Source organism: Bradyrhizobium sp. ORS 278 (assembly GCF_000026145.1).
In the GTDB taxonomy this organism is placed as follows: domain Bacteria; phylum Pseudomonadota; class Alphaproteobacteria; order Rhizobiales; family Xanthobacteraceae; genus Bradyrhizobium.
The window spans coordinates 5,527,815-5,546,170 of record NC_009445.1 but is presented as its reverse complement, the minus strand read 5'-3'; the positions used below and the strand labels follow the sequence as shown (position 1 = coordinate 5,546,170).

Genomic DNA, 18,356 nt, shown 5'->3' with positions numbered 1-18,356 from the left:
ACACGAAGCGACCAGACGTGTCAGCCGTCAGGCTGGTGCGGGCGACCACTCGATGGTTGCGTATCCCGCCATAATTTCTACGGAAAGTTGTATTTGGCGCCGTCCCTTATTCGCGAGCGCGACCCCTTCAAAAATCAGGACAGGCTGGCCTTCACCGCGGCGGGGTAAACGGGCTCGCGATGGATCTCCGCGCCGGACTCATCGACCACGACGATCGATAGCCGACGGTCGGTGATGCGGGGATCGTGCCGAAGCCGACGGGCCAAATCCCGGCTGTGCTCGATCGCGCCTGCACTTGTCGCGAACTCCAAACCGGTCCGGTCCCGGGTTGGAATGCCATCCTTCATGTCGAAATAATAGGTGCGCATGGTCTTCCTGCGGCGGCTGTACGGGCGAAAACGGAGGCCGGGCTAGACCCGCAATCCGTCATCTTCCCGCTTGAACTATAGAAGACCTCTAAGATGGAGGACAAGCTTACCTCTGCTGTAATCCCAGCTTCTGGTTCGGTAAATGACCGTTTTTTTCTGGTATACAGCCCCAAAAACTGCCAGAAGGCTCAAATTGTGTCGTAAAAATCGACCGTCTGGTCAGTTCGACTTGCTGCAGGAGTTGTTCGCTGGCATACTTTCAACCTGATCGCGTTCCGCGCGCTCGATTTGTGCAGCAGCGCCATTCTGAAGATCAGGGTCGTCGTCGTCAAACCAAGACTTTCAGCCTCGATTGGGGCAGTATCCGTACTGCGTACAAGGCCTCCACGTCTGCTGAGCACTGGCATTACCTTTTCTGCCGAAGGTGTGAGATGAAGAATCAAACTTTCACCGCTGAGCTGCATACAAAGCTCGGAGCCCCGACGAGCGAAGCGGTAGAGAGTCTTCGGCTGCTAAAGGCCTTTCTGAAGCTCGCGCCGGGCCAACGTGTCGAGTTGATTGAGATGGTCGAGAAACTCACCTCCAAGTCGCATATTGAGACGGACCGCCCTCTTTCCTGATCGTTTATCTGCAGCCATTGATTGATTTTCAGACTTGATAGTCTCTTCAATTGTATTTTGCGCCTCTCATTCGATGCTGTCTCGGTCTATAAGACGCCGTGCGCACCGGGCACGCGCCTGCCGTACCCCGAGCCCGCTCTTCAAAAACGCCTAAGGTACATCACAGGCGACGCGACGCTCGATCGCCGAATTGGAGCTTTGACTGGCAGCAGCAGGATGAGGCGGCAGAGTACCGCTCGTGCCTTCGCCTGCTGACAAGCAAGCCGGATTTTGCGCCGCGTTTGGGTGCCCCAACCATCGCAGGGGGATCATTGCGGCCTTCCAGGTCGATCGCGGCCCGATGCGGCTTGTTTTCGAGTTAATCCCGCCGCTCGCGTTGGGACCGTTGCGGCCATGCCGTCTGCAACCGGTCTAAGGCTTCAGTAAAATGCCGCGCGTATAAAAGCGAAAAATTGATTCAGATCCGCTTTGAGATCAGCAGCGGGGGAGAGCCAAATGTCCAACGTCATTCCGTTCAGCTCCCGGATAGTCTCGTATCGTGCCGCGGCTGCGACGGCTCGCGCGGAAGCCGTGGCTGCGGTTGCTGTCGCCGGCCGGCACGAGGACGGGGCGGGGGCATCGGTCGTCCGGGATGATCTCAGGAAGACCGTCATCCTGCTCGATCTCGCTCTGCAGCATGCGCGCGAGCTTTCGGATCTCGTCACCGACGAACGCGCGCATCGGACATTCGACCGTCATCTCGATTCGATAGCATATTCGCTGCAGATCGCGCGTGAGCGTATGGGCGCGTCCTGAGAAATCCGCATCCGCCGCGTTCCCATCCATTTGCACGGGGACGAACGGAGCCAGATGTGGTAGCTGGGATTGTCGTGGAGGACGTAACGATGACCCAAACCAAACTGGAAGTGCCCGCTGAGCTGCGCGACCTCGCTGAAAAGACCATCGCGCAGGCGGAGAGGGCATTCGAGATGTTCTTCGACGCAGCCGGTAAATCGATCAGCTCGGTTCCCGGACCTGCAGCCGACATGTCGAAGCAGGCGCTCACGCTCACCGAGCAGAACATCAAGACGGCATTCGAGCACGCCCGTAAGCTCGTCCACGCGACTGAGCTGGAAGAGGCGATGCGGATTCAGTCCGAATTCCTGCGCAGCCAGTTCACCACCGCCGGCGAGCACATGAAGACGATCACGGCGGGCATCATGTCGGCCGCCACCAAGGCCGCCGAACCGAAGTCCTGAGCGGCGGCCGCAGCCGCTGCAGCGGGCTCGTCATCATGCTGAGAGAGCGGCGGCCTGTCGGGCCGCCAGCTATCACCAGAACTACTTGCGCAATGACCCGATATAGGCGGCGATGTCGGCTGCTTCGAGCCGATTGAGCGGGAAGCTCGGCATTTTCGGATGCGGGTCCAGCAGGAAGAACGCGATCTTCTCAGGAGTGAAATCCGCCTTCTGTGCGATCTCCGCAAAGGACGGGACATCCGCGCTGGCCTGCTTTTGCGCTCCCTCGATCAGATGGCATGAGGAGCACCAGCGCCTTGCGAGATCGGCACCGTGGTCCGCATCGGCGGCCCAAGCCGAAGCCGAAGCCGCGGTCGAAGCTACGACCGCCAAAACTCTGATCAACAGGACGCGCATCCGGTCACTCCGATGATGTGAATGGGTGAGGTCCGAGCGAAATGCCGGCCGTTGAGGATTGCGGCAGCTCGGGGGTGTGGGACTGTCAAAAGATCCTGATCCGTCGATTTTCGCGGGCGAGCGCGCGCTTCGCGGTCAGCTGCAGCATGATCTCGGAAAATGCGACAGGTCGATGCGGCTGACGATGGTCTTGACGAGCGTGACGAGCCGGCGGAGCAGCGATGGGCCGGCTACAGGCGCTGCCGTCAGCTCATCTGCAATGGTCGACATGGCGAGCCCTCCCTGTCACTCGGCGTCTTTCCGGTGCGTCTGTTGACGAGGTGCAGACGACCGCATGCGGGACATGCGACCGCCTCATAAGCATCGACGTGGTCGCCCCACGGCGACGCCGTCAAGCCGATCTGCACGTTCGATCCCGTCTGGGAGCAGCGAAAAACGAGAGTTTCCATCGCCTGAAGATGACGGATCGCAGCTGGTATGCCTTGATCTGTCTCAACAGCGACGGACGGCGGATCGCGCGAGGATACGCTGGAAAAGCGTCAGGCCAGAAAGCGTCAGGTCAGACTATGCGAGACCTTGGCCATCTCCAGCCGATCAGCGACATTGGCGGCCGTCACCGAGCCCGTCTGGGTTGCACGGAGCGCTGCGTCGATCTTCGACTTCACGCGGCGTGCGGCGAGAGCGGCGAGCCTCGTTTGGGTTCGTCCAGTCTTCACCTGATCGCCGAACTCGTAGCGCCATTCCCAAATGTCCGGTTCGGCAGTCGCTACGACCGTATATTGGACACCTCGGTGGATCACGGAACCCCCCTTTAACTCTTCCACTGCAAGTCAACGTCTAACCAGCCTACAATCAATCCGGGTAAATACGGGAGTGGAACAATTGCCAGCTGAGCGAGCGTAAAATGGTTAACACCACCGACCGCAGAATGTTCCATTGCGTGCATGGTTCCCCTTGCGCACTTTTTCCGCAGCCGTCCGAACGTGCTGCGTGATGCACGCAAAAAGCGAGAGAGACAGTTTACGCAAGATTTTGGACCGCGGCGCAGAATCTGAAACGACATGGAACCCCGATAGGTCATCGGATATCGATTGTGAAGACGCTCCGGAAGCAGGCGAACGTTGGAAGGCGAATGCGGGATCAACCTCCGGACGAGGCTCAGCTTGATGGCAGGTGATCCAGAGCTGGCGAAGACCAGCATCGTCGGCGAAGCAACGGACGCACATCGCGACTTGAGGATCGACGCATGCCGCGGTCTGGCGCTGTGGTTCATCTTTGTCGATCACGTGCCGGACAATTCGCTGGCGTGGCTGACATTGCGGAACTACGGTTTCAGCGACACGTCCGAGGTCTTCGTCTTCATCTCAGGTTACACCTGCATGCTGGCCTATGGCGGGGCGGTGGAGGCGCAAGGCTGGGTCACGACGGCGGTGCGAGCCTTGCGTCGCGCCTGGGAAATCTATGCGGCTTTTCTGGTGCTGCTGCTTGCCTACGCAGCGCTGGTGTGGGTGATCGGCGGCGGGAGCCGCTTCGTCGACGAGACCAACACCGGGTTCTTGTTTCGCGAGCCCGGTCCGACGCTCGTGCACGTCGCGCTGCTGCAGTTCGCCCCGGTCAACACCGACATCCTCCTGACCTTCGCGATCCTGCACATCTGCTTTCCGGTCGTGTTGTGGCTGATGATGACGAGCGCGACAGCCACGCTCGCCGTCTCTTTTGTGCTCTACATGATGGTGCAGCTGTTCAGCTGGCAGGTGCCGGCGTGGCCGAGCGGCGAGCTGTACTTCAATCCCTACGCCTGGCAGTTCCTGTTCGTGATCGGCGCGTGGTACGCCTACGGCGGACGGCAGAGGCTGCGTCCTCTGCTGTACTCACGCACGCTTCTGATCATGGCGCTTGCCTATCTCGGCTTCAGTCTGCTCATGGCTTTGAGCTGGGAATTCAAGAGCCTCGAGAGCCTGCTTCCGCAGGCCATCGCCGCTCTGATCTATCCCATCTACAAGAGCCACCTGGCGCCGGTACGGCTGTTGCATTTTCTCGCGCTCGCTTTCGTGGTGTCGCGGCTGGCGCCACCGCAATGGCACGGCCCGATCCGTCCGCTGATGACGGCCATGATCCGGTGCGGCGAGAACTCGCTGTCGATCTACTGCATCGGCGTGCTGCTGGCGTTTATCGGCCAGGTGGTGCTGACCGACGTCGCAAGTGGCTTCGCGATGCAGCTCTTGATCAGCGTCATCGGCATTGCCGTCATGGTGTTCGCGGCCACGCTGCTGACGTGGGAGTCTCAAGTCGATCGACGCGGGCCGAGGCTGTTCTGATCGCTTCTCAACGCCGGCGCGCGACGGCCACGCCGAACAGGAAGGCAACGAACAGACTGGCGAGCGGAGCCTCGCGCGTAATCGCGCTCAGAGTGGACAGCGCCGTTCCCGGCCGGCGCGCATCCTGCGCCGCCGCGCTCAATCGGTCGACGGCGGCACTGAGCGTCCCCACCACCTCCCCAAGCGAGCGTGAGAGGTCGGTTGCGGTGTCGAGCGCGCGTTCGGCGACGCCCGGCTGCGGAGGTGTTTCAAACGATTCGGTGCTCACTAGCGTTGCCTTCTCGCCGCGCATCGGCCGGATTGAGTTTGCACCCTCGGGGTCAAATCGCGGGGTGGCTCTGACGATCCAAGAAATGCCGGCTGACGCGTTTGGTTCCGTCCGACCGCGAGGCCTCGAAACCGGTGGATCGTAGCCGTCGGGTGCGCCACTCCAGCACCACGCCCGTTATGGTGGGGCGGATGTTGAAAGGATCTCACAGTGGCACCATCAGACCCAGCATCGCCGCACCGCATCGCCGTGCTCGGTGCACCGATCGATCTCGGCGCCTCCGTCCGGGGGACGCTGATGGGCCCCGCGGCGTTGCGGACCGCGGGTCTCGTCCCTGTGCTGGAAAGCCTTGGGCTCGAGGTCACGGACTACGGCGATGTCGGCATTGCCGACATGGCCGAGCTCGGTGATGACCCGCCTTCCAGCGCCAAGCATTATCGCCAGATCCAGCGCTGGTCGCGGGTGCTGGCGCGCCGCAGCTACGAATTGGCGCAGACCGGAGCTCTTCCTGTGTTCCTGGGGGGCGATCATTCCCTGTCGATGGGATCGGTCAATGGCATCGCCCGTCACTGCCGCGATATCGGGCGTGAGCTGTTCGTGCTCTGGCTCGATGCGCATGCCGACTACAACACGCCTGCGACGACCATCACCGCCAACATGCACGGCATGTCGGCGGCGTTCCTGTGCGGCGAGCCGGGGCTGGATGGGCTGCTCGGCGACGAGCCGCGGGTCGGCATCTCATCGGCGCAGCTCGAGCTGTTCGGCATCCGCTCGATCGACAAGGCGGAGAAGGATCTGCTGCGGCTGCGGCGCGTCAGCATCGCCGACATGCGCGCGATCGACGAGTTCGGCGTAGGTGTCCTGATGCGCAGGGTGCTCGACAAGGTCCGTGCCCGCGACGGCGTTCTGCATGTCAGCTTCGACGTCGACTTTCTCGATCCCGACGTGGCGCCCGGCGTGGGGACCACCGTGCCGGGTGGCGCGACCTATCGCGAGGCGCATCTCATCATGGAGCTGCTGCACGATTCTGGACTGGTCTGCTCGGTCGACATCGTCGAGCTCAATCCGTTTCTCGACGATCGCGGCAAGACCGCGCGTGTCGCCGTCGAGCTGATCGGCAGCCTGTTCGGTCAGCAGATCACCGACCGGCCCACCCCGACCAATGCGATCGTGCCGGATCAATAGCCGGGTGCCTTCGGCGGGTCGTGGAGACGCGGATGCCTCTTTTGCAAGGCATCCGCGCGAGCGCGATCAGTAGCGCGCGTCGTACATCTTCGACTCGACGAAGCCGAGCAGATCGTTCGGTGCAGGGCCGGTGGCGAGCCCGTTCTGATAGGCGACGCCGGCGACGGCCGCACCGATATGGGCGGACACCTCGCGGATGCGCGGCAGGGCCGGATACAGGCTGCCCTGTTCGAGATCGGCACCCGTGACGCAGTTCGCAAGCGTATGAGCCGCCGCCATGAACATCTCGTCAGTCACCAGCCGCGCGCCGCTGGCGATGGCGCCGAGGCCGACGCCGGGAAAGATGTAGGAGTTGTTGCCCTGGCGCGGCACGAAGGTCTTGCCGTCGAGCTTGACCGAATCATACGGACTGCCGCAGGCGAACAGCGCGCGTCCCTGCGTGTAGCGATAGGCGGCCTCCGCCGAGCATTCCGCCTTCGAGGTCGGGTTCGACAGCGCAAAGATGATCGGGCGCTCGTTGAGCTCCGCCATCGCCTGCAGCACCTCCGGCGTGAAGGCGCCGCCGACCGCGGCCACGCCGATAATCGCCGTCGGCTTGAGCGTCTTGATCGCGGACAGGAAATCGCCGATCGGCGCCTGGTCGTGCGCATAACGCAGCTTGTGGCCGTGCAGATTCTCGCGCCCCTTGATGACGAGGCCGCGCGAATCCGTCAGCCAGTTGCGCCGCAGCGCCTCGGCCTCGGACAGCCCCTCGGCCATCATCGCCGAGACGACGAGATCGGCAATGCCGGTCGCCGCCTCGCCGGCGCCGAGAAACAGCACGGTCTGATCGCGCAGCTTGCCGCCGGTGATGCGCAGAGCGGAGAAAAGCCCGGCGAGCGCGACTGCCGCGGTGCCCTGGATGTCGTCGTTGAAGACGCAGGCCTCGTCGCGATATTTGTGCAGCAGCTTGAACGCGGCGTGGTTGGCGAAATCCTCGAACTGGATCAGCACGCCGGGGAAGGCCGTTCGGGCGGCGGTCATGAATTCGTCGACGAAGGCGTCGTAGGCTTCGCCGGTCAGGCGCTTCTGGCGCAGTCCGATGTAGTAGGGATCGGCGAGCAGCTCCTCATTGTTGGTGCCGACGTCGAGCATGACCGGAAGGCATTCCTCAGGGTGAATGCCGGCGCAGGCCGAGTACAGCGACAGCTTGCCGACCGGGATGCCCATGCCGTTGGCGCCGAGATCGCCGAGGCCGAGAATACGCTCGCCGTCGGTGACGACGATCAGCCTGGCGCGATACGGCCAATTGGCGAGGATCTCCGCGATCCGCCCGCGATCATTGGCCGAGATGAACAGGCCGCGCGGACGCTGGAAGATCAGGCCGTATTTCTGACAGGCGAGGCCGACGGTCGGCGTGTAGATCAGCGGCTGGATCTCGTCGATGTTGTCGCAGACCACCCGGAAGAACAGCGCCTCGTTGCGGTCGTGCAGCGCGTTCAGCGCGACGTACTTCTCCAGGTCGTTCGACAGGCTGCGCAGATTGACCAGGATACGCTCGGCCTGGGCCTGCATCGACATGACGCCTGCGGGCAGGAAGCCGCGCAGGCCGAGCGCGTCGCGCTCCTGCTCGGTGAAGCCGGTGCCCTTGTTGAGCAGCGGGTCGCGCAGCAGCGTCAGGCCGCGCGGGGAATGGGTTGAGTGCGTCGGTGCGCTCATACGTTGCGGTTGGGTCAAGGCAGTCTCCGAGGTCCTTTGTTCGAGCCTCGCCATTCCGGAGCGCGCCGGCGTTGATCGGCATCAACAGCGGCGGGATGGCGGGAACGGACTGTTAACACAGTTTACGTACCGCATTGCACCAATGACGTTGTGCAACTGCGTTGCGCCGCGCGCGGGTGGGATGGCTAGCCTTGGCCGGTGACGAAGGACCACAGCAGCGCCAGCACGGCGACCGCCATGATCGCGGTGCCGACCCAGCCGAGGCCGATCAGCCAGGAGCGGGCGCGGAAGCGGCCCATCAGCCCGACGTTTGAGACGATCACCATCATCATCGCCATGATCGGCACGGCGGCGATGCCGTTGAGCACCGCGCTCCACACCAGCATGTGGATCGAATCGATGCCGGTGAAGCCGAGACCGAAGCCGATCAGGGTGGCGGCGGCAATGATGCTGTAGAACCCTGCCGCCTCGTCAGGCTTGGCCTCGAGCGTCGCGTGCCAGCCGAAGATTTCCGCGACACCATAGGCCGCCGATCCCGCCAGCACCGGAATGGCGAGCAGGCCGGTGCCGATGATGCCGAGCGCGAACAGCAGGAAGGTGAAGTCGCCGGCGAGCGGACGCAGGGCGTCCGCCGCCTGGGTCGCCGAGTCGATCTTGGTGATGCCACTGCCGTGCAGGACGGTGGCGGTCGTCAGGATGATGAAGAAGGCGATCGCGTTGGAGAAGATCATTCCGATCGTGGTGTCGATGCGCATGCGGCGCAACTCGGGATGATTTTTTCTGGAGAGCTCGCGCAAGGGGCGGTCGACCTTGCCCTGGTTCATCTCCTCGACTTCCTGCGAGGCCTGCCAGAAGAACAGATAGGGGCTGATGGTGGTGCCGAGCACGGCGACGACGGTCAGCAGATAGTCGGCATCGGTCGAGGGATTCGGCCAGACCGCGGCGAGCAGCGCCGTGCCCCAGGGCACCTTGACCATCAGCGCCGTGGCGACATAGGCGAACAGGCTGAGCGTGAGCACCTTGATGAACGGGGCATAGCGCCGGTAGGGCAGGAAGACCTGCAGCAACGTCGAGGCGGCTGCGAAGATCAGCGCATGCTCGTGGTTGAGCCCGCCGATGACGAGCGACAGCGACTCCGCCATCGCAGCAATGTCGGCGGCGATGTTGAACGTGTTGGCGCCGACCAGCAGCGCCACGAGGCCGAAGACGATCCAGCGAGGCGCCACCGCTGTGATGTTGGCGGCCAGACCTTTGCCGGTCACGCGGCCAATGCGCGCGCTCACCAACTGGATCGCGATCATGAAGGGGGTCGTCAGGAAGACGGTCCAGAGCAGCCCGTAGCCGAACTGCGCGCCGGCTTGGGAGTAGGTGGCGATGCCGGAGGGGTCGTCGTCCGCCGCGCCGGTTACGAGCCCAGGGCCCAGCAGCCGGAAAAAGCTCCCCGCCGATGTCTTCGGCTTGTTGGGCTCGGTTGCAACGGTCATCGCCACGGCCACGTCCCCGCGAGAAAGCTAATGAGACTGGAAGTCGCTAGGCGCCGTTTTCGTTCCGGTCATTGGAACCTCATGAGAATACCGGCGTTCTGATCGCGGCTGAGTTTGTATGGGGGGCGTGTTTGCCGGACGAGCGGCAGTCAGGAGATCGCGAGGGGCTCGGCAGCGCCGAGCGCGAACGGCTGTTCTCGGGTGGCAGCGAGCTTGCCGGCTTGATGCTGCGGCTGGATTGGGCGAGCACGTCGATCGGCGCGCCCGAGCACTGGCCGCAAAGTCTGAAGACCGCTGTGAGGATCATGCTCACCTCGCAGCAGCCGATCTGGATCGGCTGGGGCCGGGAGCTGATCTACCTCTACAACGATGCCTACAAGGCGATCATCGGCGGCAAACATCCCTGGGCACTCGGCCGACCCACGTCCGAGGTCTGGCACGAAATCTGGGAGGACATCGGCCCGCTGTTGGCGACGGCGAGCGGGGGTGATCAGGGGACCTACGTCGAAGCGCAACTGCTGATCATGGAGCGCAACGGCTTTCCGGAGGAGACGTACTACACGTTCTCCTACAGTCCCATTCCCGATGACGACGGATCGCCCGGCGGCATCTTCTGCGCCAACACCGATGACACCCAGCGCGTGATCAGCGAACGCCAGCTCTCGCTGTTGCGCGCGCTCGCCAATGCCGGAGCCGAAGCCCGAAGCACTGACCAGGCCTGCCTGAGCTGCGCACAGGCCTTGGCGCATGAGCCGCGCGATCTGCCCTTCGTGATGATCTACATGACCGAGCCGGATGGTGAGACGGCGCGCCTCGAGGCCTTGACCGGCATCGCGCGGGATCATCCCGCGGTTAAGCCGACGCTGCGGATACAGACGGAGGGTTCATGGCCCCTGGCCGAGGCGTTGCGGCTGCAGAGCGCCGTGCTCGTCCGCGATCTTGCGCGATTGTTCGGCGTCACCTTTCCAAGCGGCGGCTGGCGGCAGCCGCCGCGACACGCCGTGGTCTTGCCCATTCCGTCCTCGGGCGAGACCGGGCAGGGCGGCTTCGTCATCGCGGGGCTCAACCCCTTCCGGCTTTATGACGAGAGCTATGCCCGCTTTCTCAATCTCGTCGCCGGACAGATCGCGGCCGCCGTCAGCAACGGCAGCGCCTATCAGACCGAGCGGCGCCGTGCCGAGGCGCTGGCGGAGGTCGATCGCGCCAAGACGACGTTCTTCTCCAACATCAGCCACGAATTCCGGACTCCTCTGACGCTGATGCTCAGCCCGCTCGAGGACCTTCTTGCCCGCGACGAGGGGACCATCGCCGCCGAGGACCGCTCGGTCCTGACACTGATCCACCGCAACAGCCTTCGCCTGATGAAGCTCGTGAACACGTTGCTCGACTTCTCGCGGATCGAGGCTGGCCGCATGACCGCAAGGTTCGAGCCAGTCGATCTCGGCGGGCTGACGTCCGAACTGGTCTCGAACTTCCGCTCGGCGACCGACCGCGCCGGCCTGCAACTCGTGATCGAGACCGAAGCTCTCCCCGAGCCTGTTCATGTCGATCGCGACATGTGGGAGAAGATCGTCCTGAACCTGGTCTCCAATGCGTTCAAGTTCACCTTCGAAGGCGAGATCGCGGTCTCAATAGGCTTGTCGTCCGACCGCCGTCAGGCCGAGCTCAGGGTTCGCGACACCGGCACCGGCATTCCGCCGGGCGAGCTGCCGCATCTGTTCGAGCGCTTCCGCCGCATCGAGGGCGCCCGCGGGCGATCATTCGAAGGCAGCGGCATCGGTCTTGCGTTGGTGCAGGAGCTGGTGAAGCTGCATGGCGGCGAAATCACGGTCGAGAGCGAGCTTGGCCGGGGCTCGGTCTTCTGCGTGCGTATTCCTCTCGGCACTGCGCATCTTCCCGCGGGGCAGCTTGGAAGCGCGCGAAGCGAGGCCGTCGCCACGCGGCGTGCGCAAGCCTATATCGACGAAGCGCTGGGCTGGATGAGCGGCGACGGTCCGCTGGATCGCCCGCACCCGTCCTCGCCCGATGATCTCGGCCTTCAGCCCTTGACCCTGTCGGCGCGCGATCGCGTCGTGCTTGCCGACGACAATTCCGACATGCGCGACTACGTGTGCCGCCTGCTTGGCGACGACTACGAGGTCGAGGCTGTTGCTGACGGCGTCGCCGCGCTGGAGACAGTTCGCCGCCGCCGGCCCGATCTGGTGTTGACCGACGTGATGATGCCGCGACTCGACGGCTTCGGTCTTCTGAAGGCGCTGCGCAGCGACCCACAGCGGCGCGACATTCCAGTGGTCATCCTGTCGGCGCGTGCCGGCGAGGAGGCGAAGGTCGAGGGGCTGGATGCCGGCGCCAGCGACTATCTCAGCAAGCCGTTCAGCGCGCGTGAGCTGTTGGCGCGGGTGCGCGTCAACATCGATCTCGCGCGGGTCAGGCGCGCGGCGGAGACCACCTTGCGCGACCTCAACGAACGGCTGGAGGCGCAGGTCTCGGAGCGCACCGCAGAGCTGCAGGCCAAGGAGGCGCGGCTTCGCACCATCTTCGAGGCGAGCTACACATTTCAGGCCTTGCTGTCTTCGGACGGCACGTTGCTCGACGCCAACGCGACGTCGCTCGAGGCCATCGCTGCGCCATTGCGCGAGGTCGTCGGCCAGCCGTTCTGGGAGACGCCGTGGTTTGCGTCCACGCCCGGCATGCCCGGGGTGATCAGATCACTGGTCGACGCCGTGGCCCGCGGCGACGAGGCGCGGCGGGAACTGCACCTCGACCTGCCGGTCGGCGGCTGGCGCTGGTTCAATTTCCAAATGCGCCCGGTGCGTGACGACACCGGGCAGGTCGTCGCCATCGTGCCCGAGGCGGTCGAGCAGACCGAGCGGCGCAAGGCCGAGGAGGCGTTCCGGCAGGCGCAGAAGATGGAAGCGATCGGCCAGCTCACCGGCGGCGTCGCGCACGACTTCAACAATCTCTTGACGGTGATCCGGTCGTCGGCCGATCTGCTGCGCCGGCGCCAGCTGTCGCCCGAGCGCATGCGCCGCTATGTCGATGCGATCTCGGATACGGCCGACCGCGCGGCCAAGCTGACCGGACAGCTGCTCGCCTTCGCGCGCCGCACCCCGATGGAGCGCTCGGTGTTCGACGTCGCCGGGCATATCGAGCAGATCGAGGACATGCTGCAGACAGTGCTCGGCGCGCCCGCCGTGATCGAGCTCGACCTGCGCTCGCGGCCGCTGCCCGTCGATGTCGACGTCAATCAGCTCGAGACGGCCCTGGTGAATCTCGTCGCCAATGCGCGTGACGCGATGAACGGCCGGGGTGTCCTGACCATCCGCGGCGATCGCGTTCAACAGCAGACTGCAGGCGGTGCGCAGCCGTTCGTGTCGATCGCGGTCAGCGACACCGGATGCGGCATCGCGGCCGATCAGATCGACCGGATCTTCGAGCCGTTCTTCACGACCAAAGGCGTCGGGCGCGGCACCGGGCTGGGCCTGTCCCAGGTCTACGGCTTCGTCCATCAATCAGGCGGCCGCGTGCTGGCGGAGAGCGAGCTCGGCAAGGGGACCACACTGACGCTGCTGCTGCCGCTCACGTCCAAGCCGCTCGGACGGCGCGAGCGCAGCGACGACGGACCCGAGATGCCCGCCGCCCGCTGGAACGTGCTCGTCGTCGAGGACAACCCCGAGATCGGCGAGTTCTCGACGCAACTCCTCGAGGACCTCGGCTATCGCACCGTGCTGGCGCGCAGCGGCCTCGACGCGTTGCGCCTGATCGAGGACAATCCCGACGGCTTCGACCTCGTGCTCAGCGATGTCGTCATGCCGGGAATGGACGGCGTGACGCTCGGCCAGGAAATCCGGCGGCGGCTGCCGACGATCCCGATCGTGCTCAACAGCGGCTACAGCGACGTGCTGGCCGATGGCGACCGACACGGCTTCAGCCTCATCCACAAGCCCTACTCGGTGGACGAGCTGTCGCGCGTGCTGCGTCAGGTCATGGCTGCGCGCGGAGCGGGTCCGTCGGGCCCGCCGCCGGGATAGGCCGCGATCGTCCCCTGATCTTCCGATCCTGACTGGTGGTCCAGACTTGAAGGCGCGCGCCGCGCCGGAGTAGCTTCGGGTGCTGGGGGACGTCAGAATGGCGCACGAGGACTCGTTGCGGGGTGAGGGCGCGTTGCGGTGGGTTTACGCTGTCATGGTCGGCACGGCGTTGCTCGTCGGCGACAGCGCAGTGGCAAAGGACAAGGCGGACGAGGGTGACGGCGCGTCGCCATCCGGCCTCGCCAATGTCTACATCGATTTCCGCACGAACTATTCTTATGTGCCTGGCGGGTCGCTAGCGACAGGGCTCGGCGACACCTCCCTGTTCGGAACGCTGTCGCAGCTCGCGACCGTCCGACGGCTGCTCGACCGCCCGACCTTGCCGGGGCGCCCGCAGCTCTCGGCTCCCACCAACCAGGGTGTCGGCGCCGACGTTCCGCTCACGGTGGATATCGGCGAGGCGCTGTCGCTCTATGGGGGCTTCACCGGCAGCGCCTCTTACAACGGCCGGTCCGCCTGGTCCGACGTCGCGGTGACCAGCTGGTTCCTCGGCTTTCAGGCCGATGTCTATCAGCAGAACGGCGGCGCGATCCCGACCGTCACGCTGCAGTCGACGCTCACGCGTTCGGTGCCGGACTCGCCGCTGGCGACCACGTCGTTCGCTACGGTCGTCGAAGCCAAATACGCACTCGATCCCGACGAGATGCGCGGCTGGCTGGCGGGCGTCCAATATACGCATACCGAGATCGAAACGGTTCTGGCGCGGGTCGGCGACACCACCGTTGGGTATGTCGGTGGCTTCTATCAATGGGACAACAATTGGAAGGCCTCGGCGCGCGTCGGACTGCAATCGTTCGGCGGCGCGCAGCTGCTCGCGGTCGCGCCGATCGCGTCCTATACCCAGCCGCTGGTCAGGCTCGATCTCGATCGTATGGATGACGATGACAACCGGCTGTTCGGCATCACGGCGCAGATCGCGTGGGCGCCGAAGCCGGTCTATCAGCTGACGGTCCGAACGCCGCTTTACGCAATCAAGAACTAATCGACGTTGCCGGCTAACGTATGCTGACGAACTTGCCCCAGAGGCCCGCGAGCACCGCACTCGTCATCATGTAGTACGGCTTGTCGCAGAACAGGCTGCCGACCTGGCAGACATCGGCGCCGACAGATCCGAGCTGATGCTGGCCGGCCGCATAGAACAGCGCGGACAAGACGGCTAGAATGACTGCGACGACATACATCATGAACCTCCTTCCGGCTCAGCCCGACGGGCTGCGAGATGAACTGACGATGGCCGCGCGTTTGCGCGCTTGACACGTCGGGCAAATCAGGCGCATTTTGTCATCGTCGCAGTAATCATAGAGCCCGCGCCGAAAATTGGCTGCGGGCTTTTTGTTTTACGGCGAGAGGAATTCGCGAAGCCGGTTATCGAAACTGGAAGTCCGGTCGCCGCAATTCCATCAAATTTGACACGTCGGGCAAATCACCGGCAGAATGCCAGCATCGAAATTTCCAAAATCGCTGCCGCCACGGCCCGTGCCAACAACCGCGGACCTTTGTTCGCCCGCAGCGCCTGCACGCCCCATCATCCGGATAATGACCGTCCGCGCGAACGGGGCGGCCGCGGGCATGGCGATCGCCGCCGCGCCCGCAGCGGTCCCTCTCGCGAGGGATAGGGTTCGCGCCCGAAGCGATCGCGTTGGCCGCGATCCGCCGCGCTTTTCTCTCAACGATCCGAAGCGGACGATGACCGTCACACTGATCTCGTTCGCCGCTGTCGGCCTCGTCGCGATTGCCGTCGCGACGCGTCGTCGCGACCACGTTCCGCATCGACACTGCAAGACCCGGGAAGCGACCATGTCGAAGACGATCACCGAAATCCGCTCGATGGCGCGCAGCCACACCAAGACTGCGATCAACACGCTGGTCGGCGTGATGCGATCACCCAAGGCAACCCATGCCGCGCGCGTCTCGGCCGCCAACGCCATCCTCGATCGCGGCTGGGGCAAAGCGCCCCAGGCTGTGCAGAATGGTGAGGACGGTGCGCTGGAGCTGATCCATCGCATCGAGCGCGTGATCGTACATCCGGACGACTCGGATGATGAGCAGGAGGGCTGACGAGGGAGAGCCTGAGGGTGGTCGTGCTTTCAAGCGACGGCTCGCGGTCGGCTCTCTGCGAGATATTCGTTGGAGGATTGCCGGCTTGGATTCGTCCTGATTGACGAAGATCCATTTGCGCCGAACCTTTGAGCCGAGCGATTGCCTCGAGAGAGGGCCGTCATTGTCCACCCTCAAGATCCCCACCGCAAAAGTGTTCGAGCCATTGCTCCGGCCGGCGCGCTACAAGGGCGCGTTCGGCGGCCGCGGCTCGGGCAAGCTGCTTGTGTGGGACAAGGTTCTCGGGCTCGGCTCGACGGATCCGCTGGCGGGCTTCGCCTCGACGACGGCCAATCTCGTCATCTCATTCTACTTCGCCAAGCGCGGCTTCGAAAACGTAGCGAGGATCATCCGACGATGAGCATGACGCATGACGAGATCAGAGCGGTCGTAGCCGAGACCCTGGGCACGCAGAGCAACCTGCAGCGGGAAGAGATGGACGCCGTCGTGATGCGGGCGATCGTCACCATTCTCACCTCGTTCGGCATCGAGGAAGAGGACCGCAAGGAATTGCGGGCCGACTTCCAGCACCTGCGGCGCTGGCGCAAGAGCGTGGAGCAGGCGCAGAGCTACACGTTCAAGGCCGTCATCACCGTCATCGCGACCGGCCTCGTCGGCGCGATCTGGCTCGGCATCAAAGTCGTGCTCGGAAAATGAGGTCATGCCGAGCCATGTTCCGCGGCGGCAGCGCCGCTTCCGCATCCGCGAGGTCGATGCCTCCGAGCCAGACGTCGCGGAGACCCTGAAGGATCTTCATGCAAGGACGTTCCTCGATCGGGCTCCCGTGCCGGATTTCGAAATTGGCCATTGGTGGATCACGACGGAGCAGGGACGTCCGACCGCCTTCGCTGGCCTCGTTCCGTCCATCCTCGGCGAGGGGATCGGCTATCTCGCGAGGGTCGGCGTGATTGGCGAACGCAGCGGGCAGGGCCTTCAACGCCGCATGATGCGGGCGATCGAACGATACGGGCGGCGTTCCGGACTGTATTGCATCGTGTCGGATACGACGGACAACATAGTCTCCGCGAACAACTTCATCCGCTGCGGTTACGCCTTGTTCCAACCTCCGCGGCCCTGGGCTTGGGACCATTCGCTGTACTGGCGGAAGATGATCCGTCCCGATTCATGACCGGTTGCGTTGCAGCAGGAAAGGCGAGGTGAGCCGAATTGTCGGCCGGGCTATTGTTATGCGATGATTCAAGTCACCGTGCTCCGGGGGAGGCTCGCGCAACCGCGTCCATCCGCCGGCCAACGATCGCTTGAGACGATCGACAAGGGAAGGGAACCTCAATGCCCATTCAGGTCGCGCTACAGGACCGCAACCCGCGCCCGGCTGATGCGCCGGCAGCTTTGGCTGGCCTGCTCGTGATCGATTTCACGCGCGTGGTGGCCGGGCCGGCGTGTACGCAAACCTTGGCGGACTTCGGTGCCGAGGTGATCAAGATCGAGCAGCCGATCAAGGGAGATGACACGCGGGCCTACGAGCATGCCGAGCTCGGTGGCGAAAGCGCAGCTTTTCTCAGCCTCAACCGCAACAAGCAAGGGATGGTGCTGGACCTCACGACTCCGGAAGCGAGAAATATTGCGCGCGCGCTCATCGCCAAGGCCGATGTCGTCGTGGAGAATTTTTCGTCGCATGTCATGGAGAAGCATGGTCTGGACTATCCGACGGTGTCGAGCGCCAATCCGAGCCTGATCTATTGCTCGATCTCGGCCTATGGACGCACCGGTCCGTTTGCGTGGCGATCGGGTTTCGATCCGATCACCCAGGCCGAAAGCGGTTTCATGTCGCTCAACGGTTTTCCCGATGGTCCACCAGTGCGGACAGGTCCCCCCATCGTCGACTTCGCTACCGGCATGTCGGCCTGCAATGCCATCCTGCTGGCGCTTGCGGCACGACAACGGCTCGGCCGGGGGCAGCACGTCGAGGTGGCCTTGTTCGACACGGCTCTGGCGCTGACAGGCTTTTCTGGAATGGCTTATCTGATGAGCGGCGTGAATCCCACGCGCACTGGAAACTCGCCGAACGATTCGCCGACGGTCGGTGTGTTCGAAGCGTCGGATGGTCCGCTCTATGTGGCCTGCGCCAACGATCGGCTCTACCATCGGCTGGTCGCCGAGGTGCTCGAGCGCCCGGATCTGCTGAGCGATCCGCGCTTCGCGACGAGGAAAGCACGCTGGAGCAACCGCGCCCAACTGCGTGGTATCCTCGCCGACATCTTTGCGGCCAAGCAGATGGAGGTGTGGATCTCGCGGATGAACGATGCCGGGGTCCCCGTCGGCCGCGTCCGAACGGTGGCACAGGCCTTCGGCGCGCCAGAGGTGCGAGAGCGCAACCGGATCTGTCGCATCCCACACATGACGGCAGGTGCCGTACCCAATATCGAGCCAGCGATCAGCATGCAGATGACGCCCGCCGTCACGCCCCGAGCGGCGCCGCGGCTCGGCGAGCACACGGCTACTGTTCTACGTGACAGGCTGGGATACTCCGAGCAGGAGATCGAAGCGCTTCGCGATCGGGGCGCCTTCGGTCCGGACGCCCCGGCTATCCAAGGTCAGCCGACTGACAAATAGCTGGCCAACGCCGGCGATC

Annotated in this window: 20 protein-coding genes; 12 read left to right on the top strand and 8 right to left on the bottom strand. The window is 64.0% G+C overall.

Going from position 1 to position 18,356, the window contains the following annotated elements:
* Window positions 1-134: 134 nt before the first annotated feature.
* Window positions 135-368, bottom strand: coding sequence for a hypothetical protein (locus BRADO_RS24775; RefSeq protein ID WP_012028945.1), 234 nt, complete (start codon window positions 366-368; stop codon window positions 135-137).
* Between the two features lie 431 nt (window positions 369-799).
* On the opposite strand from BRADO_RS24775, the gene BRADO_RS24770 reads away from it, so the two are divergent.
* The 3 genes from BRADO_RS24770 to BRADO_RS24760 all read left to right on the top strand — a co-directional run bounded on the left by BRADO_RS24770 (window position 800) and on the right by BRADO_RS24760 (window position 2,226).
* On the top strand, window positions 800-988 hold the full coding sequence (locus BRADO_RS24770; RefSeq protein WP_012028944.1) for a hypothetical protein: 189 nt from the start codon (window positions 800-802) through the stop codon (window positions 986-988).
* Window positions 989-1,483: 495 nt separating this feature from the next.
* Window positions 1,484-1,783 carry a hypothetical protein gene (locus BRADO_RS24765; RefSeq protein ID WP_041756924.1) on the top strand — a complete coding sequence of 100 codons (300 nt, stop codon included), beginning with the start codon at window positions 1,484-1,486 and terminating at the stop codon, window positions 1,781-1,783.
* An 89-nt stretch (window positions 1,784-1,872) separates the two neighbouring features.
* On the top strand, window positions 1,873-2,226 hold the full coding sequence (locus tag BRADO_RS24760; protein WP_012028942.1) for a phasin: 354 nt from the start codon (window positions 1,873-1,875) through the stop codon (window positions 2,224-2,226).
* 81 nt (window positions 2,227-2,307) lie between these two features.
* Here the strand turns inward: BRADO_RS24760 and BRADO_RS24755 are convergent, their stop codons facing one another.
* The 3 genes from BRADO_RS24755 to BRADO_RS24750 form a co-directional block, all read right to left on the bottom strand.
* Window positions 2,308-2,622: a cytochrome c gene (locus tag BRADO_RS24755; RefSeq protein ID WP_012028941.1), complete on the bottom strand. Its 315-nt coding sequence runs from the start codon at window positions 2,620-2,622 to the stop codon at window positions 2,308-2,310.
* Between the two features lie 135 nt (window positions 2,623-2,757).
* Window positions 2,758-2,892, bottom strand: a complete 135-nt coding sequence (locus tag BRADO_RS35905) for a hypothetical protein (RefSeq protein WP_256374566.1) — start codon at window positions 2,890-2,892, stop codon at window positions 2,758-2,760.
* 284 nt (window positions 2,893-3,176) lie between these two features.
* A complete protein-coding gene (locus BRADO_RS24750; RefSeq protein ID WP_012028939.1) occupies window positions 3,177-3,422 on the bottom strand; it encodes a hypothetical protein in 246 nt (81 codons plus the stop codon).
* 366 nt (window positions 3,423-3,788) lie between these two features.
* Between BRADO_RS24750 and BRADO_RS24745 the strand changes: the two genes are divergently transcribed.
* A complete protein-coding gene (locus BRADO_RS24745; RefSeq protein WP_041756922.1) occupies window positions 3,789-4,940 on the top strand; it encodes an OpgC domain-containing protein in 1,152 nt (383 codons plus the stop codon).
* Window positions 4,941-4,947: 7 nt separating this feature from the next.
* Here BRADO_RS24745 and BRADO_RS24740 read toward each other — a convergent pair whose 3' ends face one another.
* Complete coding sequence (locus tag BRADO_RS24740; protein ID WP_012028937.1) at window positions 4,948-5,208, bottom strand: hypothetical protein; 261 nt, start codon at window positions 5,206-5,208, stop codon at window positions 4,948-4,950.
* A 210-nt stretch (window positions 5,209-5,418) separates the two neighbouring features.
* Here BRADO_RS24740 and rocF point away from each other — a divergent pair, with 210 nt between their 5' ends.
* Window positions 5,419-6,393: an arginase gene (gene rocF / locus BRADO_RS24735; RefSeq protein WP_012028936.1), complete on the top strand. Its 975-nt coding sequence runs from the start codon at window positions 5,419-5,421 to the stop codon at window positions 6,391-6,393.
* A gap of 66 nt (window positions 6,394-6,459) precedes the next feature.
* Here rocF and BRADO_RS24730 read toward each other — a convergent pair whose 3' ends face one another.
* Together BRADO_RS24730 and BRADO_RS24725 are read right to left on the bottom strand one after the other, a co-directional pair.
* Window positions 6,460-8,091 (bottom strand): NAD-dependent malic enzyme, encoded by a 1,632-nt coding sequence (locus BRADO_RS24730; protein WP_012028935.1) that lies wholly within the window; start codon window positions 8,089-8,091, stop codon window positions 6,460-6,462.
* Window positions 8,092-8,276: 185 nt separating this feature from the next.
* Entirely contained in the window at window positions 8,277-9,575 is a 1,299-nt protein-coding gene (locus BRADO_RS24725) for an NRAMP family divalent metal transporter (protein ID WP_371259369.1), read from the bottom strand.
* Window positions 9,576-9,706: 131 nt separating this feature from the next.
* Here BRADO_RS24725 and BRADO_RS24720 point away from each other — a divergent pair, with 131 nt between their 5' ends.
* Window positions 9,707-13,606, top strand: a complete 3,900-nt coding sequence (locus BRADO_RS24720) for an ATP-binding protein (RefSeq protein WP_041756920.1) — start codon at window positions 9,707-9,709, stop codon at window positions 13,604-13,606.
* Window positions 13,607-13,703: 97 nt separating this feature from the next.
* Window positions 13,704-14,648: a hypothetical protein gene (locus BRADO_RS24715; RefSeq protein WP_041756918.1), complete on the top strand. Its 945-nt coding sequence runs from the start codon at window positions 13,704-13,706 to the stop codon at window positions 14,646-14,648.
* 13 nt (window positions 14,649-14,661) lie between these two features.
* On the opposite strand, the gene BRADO_RS24710 is transcribed toward BRADO_RS24715, so the two are convergent.
* Window positions 14,662-14,847: a hypothetical protein gene (locus BRADO_RS24710; RefSeq protein WP_012028931.1), complete on the bottom strand. Its 186-nt coding sequence runs from the start codon at window positions 14,845-14,847 to the stop codon at window positions 14,662-14,664.
* A gap of 616 nt (window positions 14,848-15,463) precedes the next feature.
* Between BRADO_RS24710 and BRADO_RS24705 the strand changes: the two genes are divergently transcribed.
* The 5 genes from BRADO_RS24705 (at window position 15,464) to BRADO_RS24685 (ending at window position 18,337) form a co-directional block, all read left to right on the top strand.
* Window positions 15,464-15,724 (top strand): hypothetical protein, encoded by a 261-nt coding sequence (locus BRADO_RS24705; protein WP_041757711.1) that lies wholly within the window; start codon window positions 15,464-15,466, stop codon window positions 15,722-15,724.
* Between the two features lie 163 nt (window positions 15,725-15,887).
* Entirely contained in the window at window positions 15,888-16,124 is a 237-nt protein-coding gene (locus BRADO_RS24700) for a hypothetical protein (RefSeq protein WP_012028929.1), read from the top strand.
* The gene (locus tag BRADO_RS24695; RefSeq protein ID WP_012028928.1) at window positions 16,121-16,420 is read left to right on the top strand and encodes a hypothetical protein; all 300 of its coding nucleotides are present in this window, start codon (window positions 16,121-16,123) and stop codon (window positions 16,418-16,420) included. The genes BRADO_RS24700 and BRADO_RS24695 overlap by 4 nt, the downstream gene beginning before the upstream one ends.
* A gap of 4 nt (window positions 16,421-16,424) precedes the next feature.
* Window positions 16,425-16,892: a GNAT family N-acetyltransferase gene (locus tag BRADO_RS24690; RefSeq protein WP_012028927.1), complete on the top strand. Its 468-nt coding sequence runs from the start codon at window positions 16,425-16,427 to the stop codon at window positions 16,890-16,892.
* Window positions 16,893-17,053: 161 nt separating this feature from the next.
* Window positions 17,054-18,337 carry a CaiB/BaiF CoA-transferase family protein gene (locus BRADO_RS24685; protein ID WP_012028926.1) on the top strand — a complete coding sequence of 428 codons (1,284 nt, stop codon included), beginning with the start codon at window positions 17,054-17,056 and terminating at the stop codon, window positions 18,335-18,337.
* Window positions 18,338-18,356: the final 19 nt, after the last annotated feature.